The 21,885-nt window shown below is 38.6% G+C and carries 21 protein-coding genes, 2 pseudogenes and 1 riboswitch; of the genes and pseudogenes, 5 read left to right on the top strand and 18 right to left on the bottom strand.

Going from position 1 to position 21,885, the window contains the following annotated elements; translation table 11 throughout:
* Window positions 1–197: 197 nt before the first annotated feature.
* Window positions 198–509 (bottom strand): hypothetical protein, encoded by a 312-nt coding sequence (locus tag MKZ18_RS05160; protein ID WP_340842881.1) that lies wholly within the window; start codon window positions 507–509, stop codon window positions 198–200.
* A 230-nt stretch (window positions 510–739) separates the two neighbouring features.
* On the opposite strand from MKZ18_RS05160, the gene MKZ18_RS05155 reads away from it, so the two are divergent.
* Window positions 740–937, top strand: a complete 198-nt coding sequence (locus tag MKZ18_RS05155; RefSeq protein WP_025908246.1) for a cold-shock protein — start codon at window positions 740–742, stop codon at window positions 935–937.
* Between the two features lie 37 nt (window positions 938–974).
* Here MKZ18_RS05155 and MKZ18_RS05150 read toward each other — a convergent pair whose 3' ends face one another.
* The 4 genes from MKZ18_RS05150 to MKZ18_RS05135 all read right to left on the bottom strand — a co-directional run bounded on the left by MKZ18_RS05150 (window position 975) and on the right by MKZ18_RS05135 (window position 5,094).
* The gene (locus MKZ18_RS05150) at window positions 975–2,300 is read right to left on the bottom strand and encodes an amidohydrolase family protein (RefSeq protein ID WP_076512557.1); all 1,326 of its coding nucleotides are present in this window, start codon (window positions 2,298–2,300) and stop codon (window positions 975–977) included.
* Between the two features lie 502 nt (window positions 2,301–2,802).
* Window positions 2,803–2,904, bottom strand: a riboswitch (purine riboswitch).
* 119 nt (window positions 2,905–3,023) lie between these two features.
* Window positions 3,024–3,671: a 5,6-dimethylbenzimidazole synthase gene (gene bluB / locus MKZ18_RS05145; RefSeq protein WP_025908248.1), complete on the bottom strand. Its 648-nt coding sequence runs from the start codon at window positions 3,669–3,671 to the stop codon at window positions 3,024–3,026.
* Window positions 3,672–3,965: 294 nt separating this feature from the next.
* Window positions 3,966–4,397, bottom strand: a complete 432-nt coding sequence (locus tag MKZ18_RS05140) for a hypothetical protein (RefSeq protein ID WP_025908249.1) — start codon at window positions 4,395–4,397, stop codon at window positions 3,966–3,968.
* A gap of 67 nt (window positions 4,398–4,464) precedes the next feature.
* Entirely contained in the window at window positions 4,465–5,094 is a 630-nt protein-coding gene (locus MKZ18_RS05135) for a DUF1643 domain-containing protein (protein WP_340842882.1), read from the bottom strand.
* A gap of 228 nt (window positions 5,095–5,322) precedes the next feature.
* On the opposite strand from MKZ18_RS05135, the gene trhA reads away from it, so the two are divergent.
* Window positions 5,323–5,976, top strand: a complete 654-nt coding sequence (trhA, locus tag MKZ18_RS05130) for a PAQR family membrane homeostasis protein TrhA (protein WP_253346824.1) — start codon at window positions 5,323–5,325, stop codon at window positions 5,974–5,976.
* A gap of 32 nt (window positions 5,977–6,008) precedes the next feature.
* Here trhA and MKZ18_RS05125 read toward each other — a convergent pair whose 3' ends face one another.
* The 9 genes and pseudogenes from MKZ18_RS05125 to MKZ18_RS05085 form a co-directional block, all read right to left on the bottom strand.
* Window positions 6,009–6,986 carry a TIGR03943 family putative permease subunit gene (locus MKZ18_RS05125; protein WP_076512559.1) on the bottom strand — a complete coding sequence of 326 codons (978 nt, stop codon included), beginning with the start codon at window positions 6,984–6,986 and terminating at the stop codon, window positions 6,009–6,011.
* Between the two features lie 10 nt (window positions 6,987–6,996).
* Window positions 6,997–7,980, bottom strand: a complete 984-nt coding sequence (locus MKZ18_RS05120; protein ID WP_138117303.1) for a permease — start codon at window positions 7,978–7,980, stop codon at window positions 6,997–6,999.
* A gap of 153 nt (window positions 7,981–8,133) precedes the next feature.
* Window positions 8,134–8,397 (bottom strand): annotated as a pseudogene (locus tag MKZ18_RS05115) (hypothetical protein); the annotation flags it as partial.
* Window positions 8,391–8,564, bottom strand: a pseudogene (locus MKZ18_RS05110) (KipI antagonist); the annotation flags it as partial. The pseudogenes MKZ18_RS05115 and MKZ18_RS05110, both read right to left, overlap by 7 nt.
* Window positions 8,554–9,273: a 5-oxoprolinase subunit PxpB gene (pxpB, locus tag MKZ18_RS05105; protein WP_025908257.1), complete on the bottom strand. Its 720-nt coding sequence runs from the start codon at window positions 9,271–9,273 to the stop codon at window positions 8,554–8,556. The pseudogene MKZ18_RS05110 and the gene pxpB, both read right to left, overlap by 11 nt.
* Before the next feature lie 212 nt (window positions 9,274–9,485).
* The gene (gene treR, locus MKZ18_RS05100; RefSeq protein ID WP_061786184.1) at window positions 9,486–10,202 is read right to left on the bottom strand and encodes a trehalose operon repressor; all 717 of its coding nucleotides are present in this window, start codon (window positions 10,200–10,202) and stop codon (window positions 9,486–9,488) included.
* Between the two features lie 56 nt (window positions 10,203–10,258).
* Window positions 10,259–11,944 (bottom strand): alpha,alpha-phosphotrehalase, encoded by a 1,686-nt coding sequence (gene treC, locus MKZ18_RS05095; protein ID WP_340842884.1) that lies wholly within the window; start codon window positions 11,942–11,944, stop codon window positions 10,259–10,261.
* 38 nt (window positions 11,945–11,982) lie between these two features.
* Complete coding sequence (treP, locus tag MKZ18_RS05090; RefSeq protein WP_025908260.1) at window positions 11,983–13,401, bottom strand: PTS system trehalose-specific EIIBC component; 1,419 nt, start codon at window positions 13,399–13,401, stop codon at window positions 11,983–11,985.
* Window positions 13,402–13,586: 185 nt separating this feature from the next.
* The gene (locus MKZ18_RS05085; protein ID WP_340842885.1) at window positions 13,587–14,507 is read right to left on the bottom strand and encodes a DMT family transporter; all 921 of its coding nucleotides are present in this window, start codon (window positions 14,505–14,507) and stop codon (window positions 13,587–13,589) included.
* Window positions 14,508–14,672: 165 nt separating this feature from the next.
* Here MKZ18_RS05085 and MKZ18_RS05080 point away from each other — a divergent pair, with 165 nt between their 5' ends.
* Both MKZ18_RS05080 and MKZ18_RS05075 read left to right on the top strand, forming a co-directional pair.
* A complete protein-coding gene (locus MKZ18_RS05080) occupies window positions 14,673–14,852 on the top strand; it encodes a YvzF family protein (protein ID WP_025908262.1) in 180 nt (59 codons plus the stop codon).
* 76 nt (window positions 14,853–14,928) lie between these two features.
* Complete coding sequence (locus MKZ18_RS05075; RefSeq protein ID WP_025908263.1) at window positions 14,929–15,441, top strand: shikimate kinase; 513 nt, start codon at window positions 14,929–14,931, stop codon at window positions 15,439–15,441.
* Between the two features lie 37 nt (window positions 15,442–15,478).
* Here the strand turns inward: MKZ18_RS05075 and MKZ18_RS05070 are convergent, their stop codons facing one another.
* The gene (locus MKZ18_RS05070) at window positions 15,479–16,804 is read right to left on the bottom strand and encodes an NCS2 family permease (protein WP_025908264.1); all 1,326 of its coding nucleotides are present in this window, start codon (window positions 16,802–16,804) and stop codon (window positions 15,479–15,481) included.
* A gap of 300 nt (window positions 16,805–17,104) precedes the next feature.
* Entirely contained in the window at window positions 17,105–18,448 is a 1,344-nt protein-coding gene (locus tag MKZ18_RS05065; RefSeq protein WP_076512565.1) for a 5'-deoxyadenosine deaminase, read from the bottom strand.
* A 413-nt stretch (window positions 18,449–18,861) separates the two neighbouring features.
* On the opposite strand from MKZ18_RS05065, the gene MKZ18_RS05060 reads away from it, so the two are divergent.
* Window positions 18,862–19,521: a hypothetical protein gene (locus MKZ18_RS05060; protein WP_139325224.1), complete on the top strand. Its 660-nt coding sequence runs from the start codon at window positions 18,862–18,864 to the stop codon at window positions 19,519–19,521.
* 186 nt (window positions 19,522–19,707) lie between these two features.
* On the opposite strand, the gene MKZ18_RS05055 is transcribed toward MKZ18_RS05060, so the two are convergent.
* Complete coding sequence (locus MKZ18_RS05055; protein WP_340842886.1) at window positions 19,708–20,520, bottom strand: protein-glutamine gamma-glutamyltransferase; 813 nt, start codon at window positions 20,518–20,520, stop codon at window positions 19,708–19,710.
* Between the two features lie 91 nt (window positions 20,521–20,611).
* A complete protein-coding gene (locus MKZ18_RS05050) occupies window positions 20,612–21,814 on the bottom strand; it encodes a M20 family metallopeptidase (RefSeq protein ID WP_340842887.1) in 1,203 nt (400 codons plus the stop codon).
* Window positions 21,815–21,885: the final 71 nt, after the last annotated feature.

The following is a 21,885-nucleotide window of genomic DNA, read 5'->3' as shown; positions in this document are numbered from 1 at the left end:
CACAGTCAATAAAAAACCTGAACGATTAAAGCTGAATTACTTATGTCCCAGCCTCATTATATGTATATAAATATTATCGTTTATGCACTTTTTTTATACATCCGTGATTTAACAGGCTTTCTTATCAAGAAATAAGGGTTCCCTATGAATAAAAAGCAACGTATTTATACATTAAAATAATTAATTTCTATATTCTCTTATACATCATTTCCTATTAAGCCATTCGTAATTTTTCTAAAAGCCAAATGCATCCATTTAATTGCTGCTGTCATGACAACAATGACCATGATAATTTTAATAACCATTTGAACGAATCCATTTTCAATATAATTTTGCAGCATCTGACTACCGATATAAAAGCAACCGACTGCAAATCCAATGGTCATGATAAAAGTGGCAGCAACTCCAATACGCTGTTGCCAAGTTAGCTTTTCCACCACTTCTCGATTTGCCACGACAACATAAATTAAAACAAAAATAAATATTAATAGAGAAAACAAGTCTTCCATTCTAGTCGCCTCCCCTTCTTTATCCAAATTGTAACATATTAAGTTCTTTTTTGAAGTTAACATAGTTTTTTTCGAAAAAAAGGTTTCTTTTTAAAGAAAAAGTGTTATACTAGGTATATTATTTCTTGTTCGGTGTTAGAAATAGAAAGACTTTCTTTAAAGTGATTTTTATTGAAATTGAGCAGAGATAGTAATATATTCGTGGATTGTTCCACACAGGAGGTACTACAATGGTACAAGGTAAAGTAAAATGGTTTAATGCAGAAAAAGGTTTTGGATTCATCGAAGTTGAAGGTCAAGACGATGTATTCGTACACTTCTCAGCTATCCAAGGCGACGGTTTCAAAACACTTGAAGAAGGTCAAGACGTATCATTTGAAATCGAACAAGGCGCTCGTGGACCACAAGCTGCTAACGTTCAAAAGTAATAATTTAGAAGCACTCACTCTGTGAGTGCTTCTTTTTTTATCCAATTAATAGCTGATTCTCTTTCCAAAGAGCTGTCAAATTATGATCAGCTAAGCGTTGATGCGTCTCCTTCACACTAACCCACCGTTTTTGAACATAAACAAAACGTGTCTCTGGAATTTCAGTCCATATCTCTGGCATTGACTGCACGTTTAAAAGTACGAAGTTTGCTTCATTTCCCTCTTCAATTCCATATTTCCTTTTTCCAATTAATCTTGCTGGAATACTAGTAATCATTCGAAGAAGCTGCTTTTGTTCTTCGGGACTCCCCATGTGAGCAACATATCCTGTTAACAAGCCAATTTGTAATAAGTCGGCTTTTCCAAACGGATGAAACGGATCATGAACGTTATCTGAAGCGGTCGCTACGGGAATAGCTGACTTTTGAAGTTCCTTAATTCGCGTTACTCCTCTTCGAATAATTCCTCGGTCTTCACGCCCTTGTAAATAAAGGTTCGCAGCCGGAAGCGTTACGGCCCCAATTTTAGCATCACGCATTAAAGTTAAAATTTTCTGAACTTTTTCTTCGTCCATTCCTGCTAATGAACATAGGTGACCAGCTACTACTTTTCCCTCCATCTTATGAGCAATGGTTTGCTCTGCCAAATAGATGATCGTGTCGATATTAGGGTTATCACTTTCGTCAATATGCAAATCCAATGGCAAATCATACTTTTTAGCGAGAGTAAACAAGGCGTCTATATCTTCGTTAGGATGACTAGCTAAATGAGGACAGCCTCCAATTGCATCAATTCCCAACTCTGCTGCTCTCTCAACTTTTCTCATAATATAGTCATCATGTGTGTTTACCGACCCAAACAATGGAACAAGCTGAATTTCCATGTATGGACTGAGCTCATCTCGTGCATCTGCTGCTGCTTGAAGCCCTCTAAATAGAATATCTTCTTCTAATAAACAATTAAAATCGATATGTGTGCGAATAGCTGTCGTTCCATTTGCTAATGCCTGTAGTGCTGTTTTTACAATACGCTGTCTAATTTCTTCTTCAGAAAACAACGCAATGCTAGACGCATAGTTTTCAACTGCTTCAGATAGTGTACCAGAAAGGTTGGGCACTTGAGGTAAAGAGTGCGCTTTATCCAAATGCATGTGCATATCTACAAAACCAGGTAGCATAACTCTCCCTTGAGCGTCTAAAGCCGTTTCTTTCCCCAAAATATCTGCGTGCAGCTCTTCAAACTCATCATCTTCCATATAGCCGTTTTGTAACACAATTGAGGTATATATTCCATCTGTAATTTTCACTTCAAAAAGTGCATGATCATGAATTAGCGGTAAGCGGACGTTAACCAAATGTAACAATCTTAACCCTCTCCTCTATAATCTTTTCTTTTTTTGCAAGCGATACTATTCCTTCAGCCTATCGGGGAGCTGAAGCTCTTGTTTGCACTAATTCGCTAAATTACCTAAAATACCTTCTTTTTCTTTCAATAAATCGGTTGATTACTCGACAAATTTAAGCAAAAAAAGAAGCAGTGTCCCCACACTGCTTACACAAAGAAAATGCTAGAAAATAGATAAATGTACTTCCAATGGTTAATGAGGGCTTGCAGAAATGCTAAAGCGTGTAGCTTCGTCTCCCTCCGCTAGCTTGTCTCCCCAGAAAGCTAGCGGCACACCCAACGACAAGCATACACAATAGATACAATAAGAAAAAGCCCAAAGCAAAGGTAGGCATCTCATAATAGATGAGCAAAAACCTACCCGCCTGGGCTTTTATCCCTTCGGTGTCATGCCGTTCTGTCGAAAACATTAAGCATGTAAATCGCTTGGACCAGACCTTTTCATGATGAAAAGCGGGAACCTAGATTTACTTTTTACTCATAGTCTTGTTATTTACGGTAACAAGGTAGAAACGTTCGATCCATATTATCAAACATATATGAGTGACCGTATTCAGCTTTTTCTTGATATAAAGATACCTCGTTTCGACATGCTTGTCAACAATAAAAACGAATATTTTAATTCACAATTAGTAATTCGTTCGTTTTTTATGTAAACTCAACTAGTTTTGGAGCAATTAATTTATTTGCTTTTCTCTCCCCACACATCTTCATAAATGAGATGTTCTAAAGAGCGGCGCTGAGCCCAATTCGCTTGCTCTAAAATCGGTTTTTCTGGATAATTTTCCGTATATCCGACGGACATGAGGGCTACAGGATCAATATGCGGTGGAATATTTAAAATGTCTCGCACATCATTTTTCTTATAAAAGCTCACCCATCCCATCGCAAGTCCCTCAGCGTAAGCAGCAAGCCACATGTTTTGAATGGCACAGGCCGTTGACATAATATCCGTCTCAGGTATTGAGTTGCGTCCTAGAACATGGGAACCGCCTCGCGTTGGGTCACATGTTACGCAAATCGTAAGCGGCGCTTCTTTCAGCCCTTGAATTTTCAACTCTAAAAATTTTTTTTCCTTTTGGCCTTCATAATGAATAGCTAATGCTCGCCTCTCCTTGTCAGCTGCCCACGCTAATTTTTCTTTTACGCTATCAGATGAAATTAAAATAAAATTCCAAGGCTGCATAAACCCGACAGATGGACCGTGATGAGCGGCATTTAAAATACGATTGATTTTTTCTTCTGATACTTCTTTAGATAAAAACGTTCGAACATCTCGTCGACCATAAATAGCTTTATACACTGCTTCTTTTTCTTCATGATTAAGCATAACTTTTTCACCTCAATTTTTTAACTAGGGTATGTCAATCTATGGATATTTAAGCCCTACTAGATGAAAATACAATAAGGAGTGTGATACAAATTCGTGCATTAGCGTTCCTTTTTGACCCAGTAAGCAAGTAACCCCATCTAATCGGCTAATAAATAAAGCACAAAGGAAAAGGTAACTATCATTACCATCACCTTCATGCTTTAGATGATTACCTATACCGTTGTAACGACTTCTCTATTCAGAAAGTTCTTTATTTTCCCATTCTAACATGCAGTATTTTATTTGTATATACTATTGTTTGACACTGCAAATATACAAAAATGCTTGGAGTTCACACTGCATTTGCTTTAAGTGTGGCATGGCTTTTTGCAATAACTTTTCATGTTGTTTCTTATAGCTTTCAAACAACATTTTTTCAACCTTCACCTTTTCTTCATACAGAACATCTATTTTCTCTTCATTTCCCTCCAAAGAGATTGGATTCAGCATAGCAAGATCATAAATAGGTTGTCCATATTCTAATTTATTTAAAATGGAGCGTAATAACGCTTCATCATGAACATCTAATTCATATAAATAGTTTAGTAAACTTCCAAGTTCATCAATTATAGTTAAATCGAGTTCTGCCTTCTGGACATTCGCGCCTTCTACATATTGAAAGCAAGTTGTATTAACAGTTTCATATAACGTTTCCACCCTTTTGAGCGCTTCATCAATTGTCATGCAATGACCTCCTATACAGCATGGTTCATACAATTCTATGATGCAAGAGTTCATTTCATTACGTTCCTCAGCGGAAAATATCGATAATTTCTTCAATAACAGCAGCAGGATCTTCTTCTTGGGCAAATGACTTTATTTCAGTAAATGTAGGCTCAGAAAATTGATTATTTACCTCTTCAATATATGAGTAAACCTCTTTTGTTGCTTTCTCATTGTCTGAGAAAGACCATCTCTGCAGTTCAAAACCTTCCGAAGCATCTTCAACAGCTATAGGGCAACCGTTATCGGTCATTCCAAAACAGTACATCGGAGTCTTCCCACTTGTACAGATATCCTCTTGCCTGTTATGAATCTCGCCTTTATCTCCCCAGGCGGCAATTACTAAATGTGCACGATTAACCGCTTGAGTCAAATATTGGTTCGTTCCAATTCCAACGGCTTCCTGCTTTGAGAGTTTCGCTAATAATGTCTCATCTTCAGCTTGATAGCTAAACAAATAGACAATTTCTAACGAACCAAAGCCCCACCGTTGTGCTAACTGCATACATTTCTTTAGTTCCTCTTCACTTTGTTGAGTGCCTGTATTCATTGGAGATGACAAGATGAACGTTACGGTTCGATCATTTTTTTCACTCCAAGCTACTTTAAAAGAATATTGATATGTTCCCTCTTCATCAAATATCGCTTCTCTTTTCACTTCCTAATCACCCTCTTCTCTATCATTTCATTCTATATGTATTTTGAAATAACAAAGGCATGACAACTTTTCTGTCTTTTCGGAAAAAATTATTTCCTCTTCTCATACATGCATTTTACAGCTATAAATCACATTCATCTATTGGTACAAGCCGTTGTTAAATTAGATAATTTTTAAAAAATGGTCTATAATAAGACCATATATTTTGATAAAGAGAGGATTTTGTAAGTGGCGAATACACATACATTTACAAAAGGTGAAGAGATTGCGAATGCAATCACGCACGGAATTGGGGTCATTTTAAGCATTGTCGGACTCACTCTTCTTATTGTATTTTCTTCATTACAAGGTACACCTTGGCATATTGTTAGCTTTACGATTTATGGAATTACCATGTTATTACTATATGTATCATCAACGCTTGTTCACAGCTTTCCTGAAGGCAAGGTAAAAGATTTATTTGAAATCTTTGATCATTCCTCGATTTATTTATTTATCGCTGGAACCTATACACCGTTTTTATTCGTCATTGTGAAAGGAACAATGGGCTGGACCCTTTTTTCCGTTGTCTGGGGAATTGCGATTGCAGGAATTGTGTTTAAAGCTTTCTTCGTAAAGAAATTCCTCTTTATTTCAACAGTCCTATACGTGTTAATGGGTTGGATGATTGTCTTTGCATGGAACTCTTTAAAAGCAACATTAGAGACACCAGGCTTAGTATTGCTTGTTATTGGCGGAGTTCTTTATACAATCGGAGCTATTTTCTACGTATGGCGAGGCTTTCGCTTCCATCACATGATTTGGCATTTATTTGTACTTGGGGGCACAGTTACACATTTTCTGGCCGTTCTTTTATATGTATTACCGGTTGCGATTCAATAAAAAAGAGGCGATTTATCGCCTCTTTTTTATTGTCAAGACCCACCCGGTGCTACCAGTTGCTCACCTTGATACATTTCATAGACATACGGATTTTTTGGGCGGGCAATCGACTCAACTTTTTCTATCTTTAGGTACGGTAATGAAGCGCCATTATATGCTTCTTGGCCGATGGTTCCTTTTACTTTAATCCACTCGTCCGTTTCAAGCTTAGCAGCATCCGAAATGGTTGAAAGGGTTCCGTATACCGATGCATCCGCTACGCAGCAAGATAAGCCAAATCGAGCGACTACGAATTGGTCCTTTTTAAACCCCTCTTCTCGATACACAAAGCCTTTTATTTCAATCGTCTTGCCAACAAATTTCCCAACGTTTGTCTCGATGATATTCATGATTGGAATATATTCTTTATCACTTACTACAATATGATCTTGCTTGACTAGCTTAGCTTCTAATTTTTCATAATAGCCTTCTGGTGCCTGCTGAGGTACGAAGCCTTCCGGGTGTTCTAAAGGAACTTCTCCATCTTCCTGCGGTTCTTCTACTTCCGCTCCTAGTACTTGATTCATATACTCTTCTAACTCGGCATCTGCGTTTTCCTGCAATTCTTGACGCTGCTCTGGCGTGGGCGTTTCTTTCACTCCTTCTGCAAACTTAATTCCTCTTTTTTCAGCCACTGAACTTCCTAATGAATGGTTAGGCAATAAAAAGCCCGTCATAATTGGCAGTAAAAATAAGAGGTAAATAAACAAGGTCTTAAACTTCCCTTTTTCAAAATGATCATGCTCGCAAGCGCAGCTTCCCCCATCCTCTACCTTTATGCTGCTTCGCCAAATTTGCACAACTCCTAGGAGAAAGAATGTAATGCTAGAAAAATAAATAAACGGCATCATTTTCGGAGCAATAAAGTAAACCATTTGCTCCGTTAAAATAAGCTTAAACATTAAAAGCGCAAACCCAATTAAGAAAATGCCTCGGATATAGGTGATAAACTGTTCATCAATTCGCTTCATAATATCCTCCTCATCCCATTAACCATCCATAAACCATCACAACTCCGTAAACAATAACCGTAATCATTAGAATAAACCGGATAGCAAACTTCTTTTTGAAAAAGGCAAATAGCATAATTGTACTTTTCAAATCAATCATGGGTCCATATACTAAAAAGGCAAGCAACGCAGTCGGTGTAAACGTATGAGCAAAAGATGACGCAACAAAAGCATCTGCTTCCGAGCACAAGGAAAGCACGTAGGCAAATCCCATCATGACTGCAGAGGATACGTATTCATTGCTGGCTAAGCTGACAAGAACCTGCCGATCCAAAAACGTTTGAAACAGGCTTGCAACGAGCGCTCCAAATAATAAATATTTTCCCATATCAAAAAATTCATCGCTTGCATGATAAAGCGTTTGCTTCAGACGATTTCCTTTTCCATGATCTGAATGAACGTGGACGTGAACATCCTTAAGCTGATTTTGATTACGAAACGTCCAATAAATTGCTAACCCAATGAGTAAACAAACAATCACAGCAAGCCCCATTCGACTATATACGATAGATAAATCTGATTGAAATGCATAAAACGTAGAAGCAAATACAATTGGGTTTAGAATGGGTGCTCCTACTAAAATAACCATTCCAACATGCAGGGGCATTCCTTTTTTAAGCAGCCTTCTTACAACTGGAATAATAGCGCATTCACAAACCGGTAAGATAGCGCTGACTACAACGGCTGATACGAGTGCAAGATACGGATTTTTTGGAATCATTCGCTGAATCGCTCGCTCTGATATGAACACTTGAATAAGTGCTGATGCAAACACACCGAGCAAAATAAATGGTATAGCTTCAAAAACGATGCTTAAAAAGATGGTATTGACGTTCAATAAAGATGTGGGAATAGCTAAGTTACTTGTATCTATATCAACAAAGAAAAAACAATACCCAAACAACAGCAGCAGCAACACTCCAACTAACTCTTTACTTACTTTTGATAGCGTCATACTCTATCATCCACCTCCGGCTGTTCTATCATTTCAATTAAGTATTTTTATGTGAATCTATTAACTACCATATGAAGAATAGTAGAGTATTTATGCTAGAAATCATAAAAAGAGTTTGGGACTGCACTACTTATGTCTCAGTTCTCTGCTGCGTTAAAATAATTGTCCAAGCTGCTTAAAGAGCGTATACACACCCATAACAGCCATAATGACTACAACAAAAGAGCCGAAAATGGTAAGCCAAAGCGGATGCTTATAGTCACCTACAATCTTTTTCTTGTATGCAGCTACAAGCATTGTGCCAAGCGAAATTGGTAAGATTAGTCCATTTAGAGCACCTGCTAAAATTAAGAGGGTAACGGGTTGACCAATTGTTAAAAACACCAATGTTGATACAGTGATGAAACCGATAAGGTAATTTCTAGTGCTGCTTTTTCTTCTTCATTTCCAACAAGTAAGTTTGCAATTCGAAGAGCAAGAACATCCATCGCTCCACTCACGATAATTCCTTCCTTTTGAAACCCTTGTCTTCCCAAATCCTGAACAGTTGTTAGTAATCCTGGACGGATGATATTAACACTCATGGTCACCCTCCTTTTGAGCCACATATTCTTCTTTGGTAATCGGTATAAAACGAATGGAATCTCCTGCTTGCAAAAGAACCGGTTTATGGTCTAGCGGATTAAATAATGACAGTGGCGTTCGCCCAATGATTTGCCAACCTCCTGGTGTTTCAAGCGGATAAATACCTGTTTGTCCTCCTGCAATTCCAACTGACCCTTTTGGTATAGATGCCTGAGGTTTTTCCTTTCGCGGGGTGGCTAACCTTTCGTCCATTCCACCTAAGTATGGAAAGCCAGGAGCGAACCCAATCATATAAACTAGATAGTCTCCTGATGAGTGCACCTTGATTACTTCTTCTTCCGTTAGTTGATGATAGTTTGCAACATGGGCTAAATCCGGTCCAAACTCATCACCGTAGCAAACCGGTATTTCAACAATGCGAGATGTTAATTCACCTTCAGCTTTTGGGATTTGAAGAAGCGCTTCTACTTTACTTTTTACGATTTCATAGGGGGCTTTTCCAATTCGATTAAAAAAGTAGTGGGGCTTATAGTAAATCGTTACAGTTGTAAAAGCAGGTACATATTCAATCATGCCTTCAAAACGATTAGCTTCAAGAATTGCTATAAACTGCTGGATATTTGTATGTATTGTTGGATGAATAACCTCACCGAATGAGACAACGATGCCGCTATCTCCCAATGGATAAATGTTGTATTCAGTGTTCACTCGTTATCCACTCCTTTCTTCTCTTCTATTGTCTCTTGAATGTAATCGTTCAATTCCTACCTCAAAAAAATTACAGACTACGTTTCACTTAATCAAAAGAATCTCATTGTTTCAAGTTTTCAATCATAATTGTGCCAAAAGAAACAGATTACAATCTAGCCAAGCAAAAGAAAAAGCACTAAAGAACTAAGAGAATTTTCCTTCTCAGTTCTTTAAATGCCTCTTCTTGCGAAATCTACAAATCGAAATTTATCCAATCTGTGTCTCGATTCCGTATATTGAAATAAACTTGCATCGTTAAGATAAACATAATTTCGTACAACGACGATGTGGGTATAGTCTTTTAAATCTAAATAACGCTCATCGTCTTCCGTTACTTCATCTACAGAAATTTCTTTTTTAGCAAAACTGATGCTTAAACCTACTTCTTTTTCTAAGTACTCATAGATAGACCCTTCACAAATTTCACGAGTTAAATGAGGAACCTTTTTTTGTAAAAAGAAATCTTTGTCTAAGATAATTTTTTCACCATCTATTGCACGTGCACGTACCACCTTCCAAACTGAGTCTCGCGATGTACTGTTTAGCTGCGTACACAACTCACTATCAGGCTTAATTAACTCAAAGTCCTCAACCACTGTTCTTGATTCATGTCCAAGTTTTTCTGCCATCTCTTTAAAACTAACAAGACCTGAAATCGGAAAATCAAAGCGAGATACTTCTAAGACATAAGATCCCTTGCCTTTAATCTTTTGAATATAGCCGTTTTGTGATAAAAGGTTCAAGGCTTTTCGAATGGTTTCACGAGACGTGTTGTACGTCACAACCAGCTCATTTTCTGAAGGTAGCTTCGTATGAGGCGGCCATTTCTTCTGTTTAATGTTTTCCACTAGTTCTTCATAGATTTGCATAAACTTATTTTCTTTCATGACTTCACCTACCTTCATTTATTTTATAAAAAGAACGATGAGCTGTCACTCATCGTTCACTTTTTAAGGCGATATACAATTGATTCATAAGGACGAAGCTGAACTTTAGCATACTCTAAAGTTGAATCATCATAGTTTGATAATAAAATTTCGCATTTGTATCCTTCAACATCAACCGTTTCAGGTAGTTCAAACGTTACGTCTTCCCCATAGAAATTATTCACTACGAGCAGCTTTTCATTAGCTCCGTTTCGCACGTATGCAAATAGCGCTGGGTGATCGCTTAAAATAAGCTCATAGTTTCCGCTTGTAATAATATCATACTGTTTTCTAAGCTTAATCAGCGCTTGGTAATGATAAAAAACGGATGTTTTATCTTCTAAAGCACGCTCTACATTTAATTCCCTATAGTTGGAAGCAACATTAATCCAAGGCGCTCCTGTCGTAAAACCCGCATGCTCTTTATCATTCCACTGCACTGGTGTGCGCGAGTTGTCGCGAGACTTTGCTTTTAAGATTGAAATAATCTCTTTCTCACTCATGCCTTCGTTACGCTTAATGTCATAAATGTTAAGTGACTCTACGTCACGATAGTCGGAAATATCATTGAAACCTGGATTTGTCATCCCAATTTCTTCACCTTGATAAATATAAGGCGTACCTTGCATCATATGAATAGTCGTAGCAAGCATTTTAGCAGACTTCTCATGAAATTCCTTGTCGTTTCCATAGCGAGAAACTACCCTTGGCTGATCGTGGTTACACCAAAACAGTGCGTTCCACCCTCCACCTCTGTTCATCTCAACTTGCCATGTTGATAATATCTCTTTAAGCTTTAGAAAATCAAATTCACCTACTGACCACTTTTCACCATTAGGATAATCGACCTTTAAATGGTGAAAGTTAAACGTCATGCTTAATTCTTGGCGGTCGGGACGCGTATAGTTGATACAATGATCAATCGTGGTTGAAGACATTTCACCAACCGTCATACTATCGTATTTTGAAAACACTTCTTCGTTCATTTCTTTCATATACTCGTGAACACGAGGTCCATCTGTATAAAACTTACGACCGTCTCCAGGAGGAACCGTCCCGTCGTCATCTAAAAATCGCTGATCCTTCGAAATTAGGTTAATAACATCTAAGCGAAAGCCATCAACACCTTTTTCGAACCAAAAGTGCATCATACCATACACTTGCTTACGAACCGTTTCATTTTCCCAGTTTAGGTCCGCTTGGGTTACGTCGAACAAATGAAGATACGATTGATCCGTTAGTTCATCATGCTCCCACGCGGAACCGCCAAATTTAGAAATCCAGTTCGTAGGCGCAGAGCCATCTTCTTTTTCGTCTTTCCAAATGTAAAAATCACGGTACGGATTATCCTTTGATTTTCGCGCTTCCTGAAACCACTCATGCTCTGTTGATGTATGGTTTACTACAATATCCATAATGACTTTAATATCGCGACTATGAGCTTCTGTTAATAAGCGTTCAAAGTCTTCCATCGTTCCATACTCACTGTGAATTGAAAAATAATCACTAATATCGTATCCATTGTCGCGCTGAGGCGATTGATAAATTGGGGTAAGCCATACGACATCAACCCCAAGTGTATTTAAATAATCTAGCTTCTCTATAATTCCGTTAATATCTCCAACGCCATTCCCAGACGTATCATAAAAACTTTTCGGATAAATTTGATAAACAACCGACTTTTTCCACCACGGCTGCGTCATCTTCATCACCATCACTTTCTATACAAATCATTTTGTCATCATGCTTTTTTCTTTTGTAACGTTCCAAAAAGTAGCGTTAAAACAAACGGCACAACGACTACAATTGCCATCCCGATTAAAAAAGCTCCCCAATCACTTGGTAAAATGGATAGCGGTGCAGGAATTCCTCCCACTCCAATTGATGCTGCTTTTACCCCGTTCATTGTGACAATAACGCCTGCAATAGCGGAACCAATGATAGCTGAAATAAAAGCAAATCGATAGCGTAAGTTTACTCCAAACATAGCGGGCTCCGTAATTCCTAACCATGCAGATACTCCTGATGTTAATGATAATCCGCGCAGCTTTTCATCGTTTTTAGCTAATGTCATCATGGCAAATGCAGCTGACCCTTGCGCAATGTTTGATAATGCAACCATTGGCCATAAGAACGTGCCACCGATGCTACCAATCAGCTGAAGATCAACGGCTAAGAACGTATGATGCATTCCCGTAATAACAAGAGGTGCATACAACCCACCGTAAATGATACCACCGATAAACGGAGCTGTTTCAAACAGCCACACCACCCCTGCTGTAATGACGTTTCCCATCGCAAACGTTACAGGTCCAATGGCAATGAATGCAAGGAATCCAGTAACTAGTAGCGCAACAGGTGCTACAACTAAAAGCTGAAATCCATCCGGAATTCGCTTTCTTAAAAAGAGTTCAATTTTAGCAAGTACTAATGATGCAACTAATACAGGTAGTACTTGACCTTGATAGCCTACCTTTTCAACTTCTAACCCAAATAAGTTCCACGTATCAATGTTACCTTTTTGAAGTGCTTCACCATATCCCCATGCATTTAATAAGTCTGGGTGAACAAGCATTAATCCTAGCACAATACCTAGTAGCGGACTTCCTCCAAAACGATTAACAGCTGACCAACCAATGAGACCCGGTAAAAAGACAAATGCGGTATTTGATATCAAGTTGATCATACTCGCTAAATCTTTCCACTGTGTATGAACATCTACGAGAGACTTATCATCATAGAAGATTCCTGCCCCGGTTAAAATATTGTTAATCCCCATTAACAAACCAGCCGTTACGATGGCAGGTAAGATTGGGATAAAGATGTCAGCTAAGGTTTTAATAGCTCGCTGCAATGGGTTTAAATTTTTCGCAGCTTCATTTTTCACTTCTTCTTTTGATAATTCTCCGATACCTGTAATCGTTACCATTTCTTTGTATACTTTATCAACTGTTCCCTGACCAATGACCACCTGGAATTGTCCATTTGTTGAGAAGAAACCTTTGACTAAATCATGATTATTTAGCGCTTCTTCATTTACTTTCTTTTCATCATGCAGCACTAAGCGCAAGCGCGTTACGCAATGAGTTGCTGCTGAAATATTTTCTTTTCCCCCAACGGCTTCAATAATCTGCTCAACAGATGTACGATTTACAGCCATAATCCTCTTCCTCCTTGTTATCGCTTTCATCTCTTATAAAAAAGTACCCTTATTTTTAATTACCCTAACGCATAGAAAAAGATAGCGCATTCAAAACTTGTATATACATGTATTGTGTGTTCTATATTAACCTGTATATACAAGTTAGTCAACAGAAAAAAGCATTCTTTAAAAGAATGCCTCGGTTACACATGTGAATGTATCGTGTTTTTCTTTTGATTGAACCATTTGTCAATTAGACCGCTACCTAATAGTACACCCGCTACAATAAATAGGAAGCCAAATAGCTGAGCTGCTTGTATTTCTTCTTTTAAGAAAATAGCTGAGCTAACAAGCGCAAAAAAAGGATTTAAATTGACAAAAATAGATGACTCTGCCGGTCCAATATGTTGAACAGCTTGATTGTAGACCATATGCCCAAATGCTGTTGCGAGCAGCGCAGAACCTAAGAACAATAGCCACAAGTCCACTCTTGTTTGTGCCATCGTTTGTAATCCATTCGGCTCTAAAATAAAGCTAATCCCAAGTAAAAAAGCTGAACCGGTTACCAGCATCCACCCCGTCATCAAACGCGCATCCAACGTTGTTGAAGCACGTCGAATAAATACATAACTAATGGCTTGCGTTAAGATTGATAAAAAGACAAACAAATCACCCTTTGTTCCACCTGTGACCGCTCCGCTTCCAGCTAATACGATAAAAGCAACTCCAGAAAAACCGCTCACTACGCCGATAAATCGGAAAAATGTTAGCCTCGTACCTAAAAAGAAAACCGCGCAAATTGTCGTTAAAATTGGACTCAAGCCTAAAATTAACGCCCCGTTTGATGCACTGGTTTCTTTTAACCCCGTTGACAAAAAGAAGTGATGACAAACAACGTTAAAGAACCCAACCATCGTAATAAACAAAAGCTCTTTCAGGGTAATTTTGCGTAGTGACTTTGTGACTTTAAGAAAAACCAAAACGGCAATTCCCGCAAAAAGAATTCGAAAAGCCGTCATCGTAACGGGAGCAAATGCGCCTACGAGTAGCTTTAACGCAACGACGTTTACCCCCCATAGCAACATGACGAATACTAAAACACCGTAAATCTTATACTTATTCAATGACTCTCCCACCTAACCTACCGTTCTTATCCATTATTTTCAACTTCTCTATTGTAACGCTAATATAGTTGAATTTCTAGATATTCTTCACTCGAAATAATTACGAAAATCGACTCTTCGTGATATGATAGCGTAGCAATTACACAGAAAAAGGAGCGCTTATACATGATCGAGATACGACTCGCCGGCGACAGCAAAGAAATTGAAGAAATGATTAAAAGCTTCGAAAAGCATTACGATGTCAAACATCAATCTCTTGAATACAATCGAAGCAATAACCCAAAGTATGCGAATCGTAAAACGACGCGGGTTTATTTATCGATGGGGTTAAAACAAGGAAACTAATTTATCTTACTTTTACAAATACTTCAGTCTGTATTATAATTCCATTAATATTTCATAGATAGAAAGAGGTTACGACATGGATCAAACCATCGTTTTAGTTGGATTTATGGGCGTGGGGAAAACAACGATTGGACAAGCACTTGCCCGTAAACTCGATTTTCAATTTATTGATACGGACCAGCGTATTGAAGCCGAAATGGGCATGCAAACAACAGATATTTTTCGCGTTCACGGAGAAGCATTTTTTCGACAAAAAGAAAAAGAAACGATTACGCAGCTTGTAAAAAAGAAAAAGACTGTTTTGTCTCTTGGAGGAGGCGCTTTTTTACAAGCTGCCATTCGAGATACCTGCTTGCAAGACGGTATTGTTATTTGTTTATCTCTATCTTTTGACGGGTGGAAAGAACGATTAGATGATTTACTTCCAACGCGCCCCGTTTTACAAGGAAAGAGTTTAGTGGAAATAGAAGAACTATTTTATAATCGCCAAGCTATTTATCAATCTCACCATAAAAAAGTTGTAACGGATGCCTTAACACCTGAAGAAGTGGCTGATGAAATTATTGAGTTTGTTCTTAAGAAAAACTAAAAGACGCCTTCTGCTTTCGTGCAGAAGGCGTCTTTTCTTAATGACTCATCATATAGAAGTTAATAAAAAAAGCAATTGTGATAATGTACATCATCCAGTGAATTTCTCGGTAGCGTCCAGTGAAGAGCTTAATAGCGGTATACGAAATAAAACCAAACGCCAACCCTTCAGCGATGCTGTAAGTTAACGGCATCATAATAATGGTTAAAAACGCTGGAACCACTTCCGTAAAATCATCAAAGTTGACGTTTTTAATATCGCTAAGCATTAAAGAGCCAATAATAATTAGCGCTGGCGCCGTTGCAACCGATGGAATAAAGTCGATTAACGGAGCGAAGAAAAGGGTACATAAAAACAGAACAGCTACCGTTAATGCTTTTAACCCAGTACGTCCACCTTCTGCAATTCCTGTTGCATTTTCGATGTACGTGTTTAAAGCTGTACTACCGAAGATAGCGCTCGCCATTGTTCCAACTGAATCCGCTGCTAATGCGCGATTTAAATTTGGAATCTTGCCGTTCTCATCAACTAAGTTTGCTTTTTTCGATAAACCAATTAGCGTTGCAAGCGTATCGAAAAGTTCTACAATTGTAAATGAGAAGACAACGGAAAAGATCCCGTAAGCGATGGCACCTTTTAAATCCATTTGCATAAACGTGTCACCAATTGTTGGTGGGGTCGCTGAAAACACGTCGCTGATAGCGGTTGGTGGTGCTTGAAACCCAACAACCATTGCTACTGCAGTCGTTGCAAAAATACTAATAATTAGCGCACCCTTTACGTGTTTAGCCATTAAAACAGCTGCCAAAATCAAACCGAATATTGTCAATAATGGCCCCTTGTCCAACACGTTTCCAACGCCAACAAATGTTGATTCATTGGCTACAACAAGCCCTGCATTTTTTAATCCTATAAACGCAACAAACAAACCAATTCCAACAGCAATTGATGCTTTTAGAACGTTGGGAATGGCATCGACGATTTTGCTACGAATACCGGTTACGGTTAATAAAAAGAATAAAATACCAGATATAAAGACAGCACCAAGAGCCGTTTGCCACGATAGGCCTTGTCCTAGCACAACCGAATACGTAAAGAATGCATTTAATCCCATACCAGGACCAGTAACGATTGGAAAGTTAGCCCATAGCGCCATAAGTATTGTACTGAATACAATGGCATAAATCGTTGCTGCTAACGCTGCTTCTTTCGGAATACCAGCGTCAGATAAAATAAGCGGATTGACGATAACCATGTAGCTAACGGTCATAAAAGTGGTTAAGCCCGCTAAAATTTCTTGTTTTGGCGTTGTTTGACGTTCCGAGAGTTTAAACACGCGCTCTAATATACTACTACGCTCCAAAACATGCGCCTCCCTGTTTATTGTTATAACATAACCTCAATCTGTGGTGATCAGGCGTCTTGAACAACTAATTTTTTCATTAGAGCTCATACAAAAACATAATAAGCGGCAGAGAGAACTCCACCACTTATTATGGCTAGAATGTACACTTTTCACATCTTGAAGTAAAATCTTTTGTCCTATTATAGTCCTAATTATGAAAGATGCAAAGGCGGAAAACGTTATCATAATAAAACTTTTTATATTCTATTTATTTTTAATTTTCAAATTAACGATACTAGTAAAAAGTTTAGCTGCTTTTTACGACGTAAGCAGCGCTACTCTTTTTAATAAACGCTCGATAGTGCCATTGGCTTCCTTTAAAACAATTCTCTCATCAATTGTTTTTAAGACTCGGTTATCCATCACAATTTGGCCATCCACCATCGTTATTTCCACATCTCCTCGCGTAGCTGAATAAACAACGCGCGAGATTGGGTCCACACCATATGATGGAAACGTATGAAGCTGATAAAGGTTCAGCATAGCTAAGTCGGCTTTTTTCCCAACCTCAATACTTCCAATTTCATTTTCAAGCCCAACAGCTTTGGCTCCACCAATCGTTGCCATTTCAAGCACATGCTTCGCATTCATCGCTGTAGGTCCATAGGACGGCTTATGAATCGTTGCTGCAAGGCGCATTTCATTAAACATATCGAGGTTATTATTACAAGGCGCGCCATCTGCTCCTAAACTTAGACAAATGCCCTGTTCATGAAGATGTGGAATCTCAGCAAACCCCGAAGCAAGTTTCATATTTGAGCCTGGGCAATGACTCACCTTTACTCCTCTATCTTTAATCACTGCCTTTTCCTGGTCATTCAGCCAGACGCAGTGTGCTAAAATTAACCGCTCATTGGCTAACCCTAAGTGATCTAAGTATAAAATATTTCGCATACCTGTTTCTTCTTCTACAATTCGAATTTCCTCTTGGTTTTCAGACGCATGCGTATGTACATGCACACCGTAAGTCGCGGATAAGTGCGCAACTTCTCTTAGTAAATCTTCCGTACACGAAATAACAAATCGGGGAGAAAACGCGTACTGAATGCGGTCATTATAAGATCCGTGCCATTTCTCAAGCAGCTTAACACTTTCCGCAATTGAGGAAGCGGTTGTTTCCTGTAATGCTTTTGGCATGTTGTCCGCCTTTTTATCCATCATTACTTTACCAGCAATGGCGCGAATACCACTTTGTGCAATAGCTTCAAATGCCGAATCAGTATGATGCACGGTTTCCATATCCACGATAGTTGTAGTGCCACTTTTAATGAGCTCGCCAATACCTAATAATGCGGAATAATAAATAGATTCTTCATCATGCGCAGCTTCTAAAGGCCATATTTTCTTTTGAAGCCAATCCATCAACTCCAAGTCATCGCCTTGTCCGCGAAACATCGTTTGGCATAAATGAATGTGAGTATGAATGAAACCAGGAACAATTGTCCGATTTGTTCCATCAATGACTTTATCGACTTTTTCCGGTGATAACCCTTTACCAATGGCAGCGATACGGTCTCCTACTATGTATAGATCTCCATATACAATGTCATTCTTTTCGTTCATCGTAATAATTTCCGCGTTTTTAATTAAAATATGCTGCATTCCTTCAAGCCCCCTACTCTCTCTTTAAATCCATCGTTCTCTTGCGTTTCATTATATATCAAAAATAACTAATTATTCTGTCTATTGAAAAGGTAAAAAAAATTCCTAGCTGATTTACGCAGCTAGGAAGGTGGATCCACGAAAAATCCCAAGTCCCTTTTTCAAGAGGTTATACGAAATCGCAGGAGAATAATGTGATCTTGAATACATCATATTCTCTTTTTAACAGTAATGCCAGGAAAATGTCAGAAAACCTTACATACTTTTTTATATTTACATTTCTCCGATGTATTTCAACACATTTATTATTAAATTGTTTTAAAAGAAATTTGTCGTTTTTCCAGGAAAATATGGTAAAGTAATAGTCGTTACGATTCTATTTACCTAGTAATTATGGAAAGGACCGACACCAAATGTTAAAAAAAGAAATGCTTTTTTGTGTATCAATCGTACTTTTAGGCTTCACTTTTTTTGCAACAAAACCCGCCTCAGCAATGAGTACGGGATCTGAGCGATATACTATTTCTTCATATGTTGCTTATCTTAATACCCAGGGAGAGTCAGATTCAGCAGAGCAATTTTCAGCTTTATCTCCTGAACAGCAAGAAAAAGTTATCTACTACTTAAATCACCCAGACGAGCTACTTAATTCTATTGAAGTAACGGAATCTGTTGATTACGATGACGCGCCTACAAGCAATACAGCGGTAGCATCTGCATATGCAACGCCACGTTTTTCCACATTATCGTCTGGTGTATCACGCACGGCATCCTATACAGCACAGTATAAAATTGCAGGGTTTACTACTACGCAAGTGAAAGCTACAGTCTATTATTCCACAAGTGGATCTAACGTTACGTCCGTACAAAGTGTGAGCGGAAAAGTTGTGAAAAACGTCAATCCCCTAGTCTCAATTTCAAAACAAAATTCCAAAACATGGGTCTCTTCTAACCGTGCTTACGGACAAATTGATTGGAATTGGAAGGTTGGGTTCAAAACAGCTGGTGTAAAGCGTCAAACTGTATATGGTACAGCCAGCGGTTCATCAGGTGGTTCATCTTCTACTCTTTAAATGAATGGAGGAGGTATTCCTTATGAAGAAATTATCGCTGTGGATCATCGGTATCACAATTGCGCTGCTTCTTTTGTTTATTATAGCAGGGTATGCTTCTTTCTATAGCAACTAAGGCAGATTATATTGGTTCACTTCTACTCTTTATCATAGGAAACCCCCGCTTTGTGAAAGCGAGGGTTTTTCTTAACCAATGTATGTGCTTGAGCCTATTTGACTCACAACAAGAGGGAGCTTATCGTAATCAACTTCAACGAGGACATCACGATGAACATAAAATTGGCTAAGGTAGCGGAAACCAACACACGTAATGTATGACGTTAAGTAAGCAGACTCTGTTGCGTTTTCTTTTCTCTTTTTATTTAGCAGTTCAATAATTCCTTCAGCGGATTTAATGCCTACGCCGTGTCCAAAATACAAGTCGTCCCCAACGATAATCGTATTTTCACCTTGCCATTGAGGGGTATCTTCATGGTGATCAGGGTTTTTGAAATAAGCGCAGTCTCCCTCTAAAAAATCATAACCATGATGATTTTGAAGATTTAAATCTTCATCAAAATTACCGCTATATAATACTAAATTCGTAAATAATTGATTAAAATCCCTCTTTCCAATACTCTCCAACACACCTTTATAAAAAACCATAACAATCGCAACCGCACATTCAAACGCATAGAGCGAACCATTAAAGAAAATATCGTTTAATGCGACGGATGGCAACACGTTCTCTTTTAGCTTAAATCCTCCTTTTTCGGTTCGAAGCCAATATGTTTCGTTACATTCAGATTCTTTAAAAGTTGCAAATCTCACACCACTTCTATACAACAGATACGATGCTTCTACAATTCGTAGGCGGGTAGTCAGCTCAAAATCTAACTGCATAATATTGTCATACCGATAAATTGTTTGATACTGAGCCATTTTTCTCAAAATCTGTGCTTTATTAGCTTCAAGCATGCTATATGGTACTGCATTCATATTTAATGCACGACCCTGCACAATAATAATAAGTGCGTCCCCCTTTCACTTACGTTCTTTTTATCATACGAGTGAAAGAGAGCTTTTATGAGAACGAAAGAAAAGATGTATTCTAGTCTGGCTCTGCCTGCCTCTTCGTAAATTCGTCTTTTATAGCACAAAGCGTGTCCTCTTCAGTTAATAAACGTAAGCCAATGAGAGCAAGACCTTTTGTCCCTTGAAGTAACCCTTTGTCACCTTCTGGAGATTTAGCTGCTTCACGAAATTCATCAGTGTGCCAAGCCAGCGTTTCAGCACCGATTTTGATATAAGGGTGAATAGTTGGTACCACTTGACTAACATTTCCTGCATCAGATGAGCCAATTCCAGGCTTATGCGCCGTATCTACGTCTTCGCCTAATTCTGTAAATACTTCTTCAAATACTCGATCAAAAGCGCGGTTTAGTTGAATATGATCTACTTTATTTTGAATGAAATATGCGTTAAGTTTAGCACCAGTTGCCATAGCCGCTCCCTTTGCGATTTGCTGTACTCTCTCCGTCACTTGATCACACTCTTTACGCGTTTGTGCGCGAATATAAAAGCGCGCTTTTGCATAGTCGGGAACAATATTGGGAGCCGTTCCTCCGTCTGTAATAATGCCGTGAATTTTCACATCATCCTTTACATGTTGACGAAGTGCGTTCACTCCATTGAATAACTGAATAACCGCATCTAACGCGTTAATGCCTTCTTCAGGAGCTGATGCTGCGTGAGATGCCTGTCCATAAAACTCAAAATCAATAGGATCCACAGCTAGCGTTGTCCCTGTAATACACGTTTCTTTTCCAGGGTGAACCATCATGCAAGCATTTAAGTCTTGCACAAGGCCCGCTTTCACAAAACTTCCTTTTGCACTTCCATTCGGTCCACCTTCTTCCGCTGGGGTGCCCAACACAACAAGCTCTCCTCCTATTTCGTCAAGCACTTGGCTAAGCGCAATGGCTGCTCCTACGCTAGTTGTTCCAATAATGTTATGACCACAAGCATGTCCAAGCCCTGGAAGCGCATCATACTCCGCAAGAAATCCAATTCTCGGTCCTTTTCTTGCGGATGCTTTTTTTGCTAAAAATGCTGTATCATGTCCAGCTACCCCGCGTTCCACGGTAAAGTCTGCTTCTTCTAGCAGCTTACATAAGAGATAAGATGCAAATTTCTCTTCATTTCCGATTTCAGGATGGTCGTGGATTGCATGACTTGTATCTATGTAAGTTTGAGCTTGTTGGTTAATATACTCAATAACGCTTTCTTTAAGCTTTTCCATCTGTAAATTCATTCTTACACCCCATTTACTAAAAATAAAGAGGCTGGGACAAAACCCTCCTCTGAACCGAAAAAGCCGGTGAA

It is taken from the genome of Priestia sp. FSL W8-0001, from assembly GCF_038050335.1.
Classification (GTDB): Bacteria; Bacillota; Bacilli; order Bacillales; family Bacillaceae_H; genus Priestia; species Priestia flexa.
This window is presented reverse-complemented; position numbering and strand designations above follow the sequence as displayed.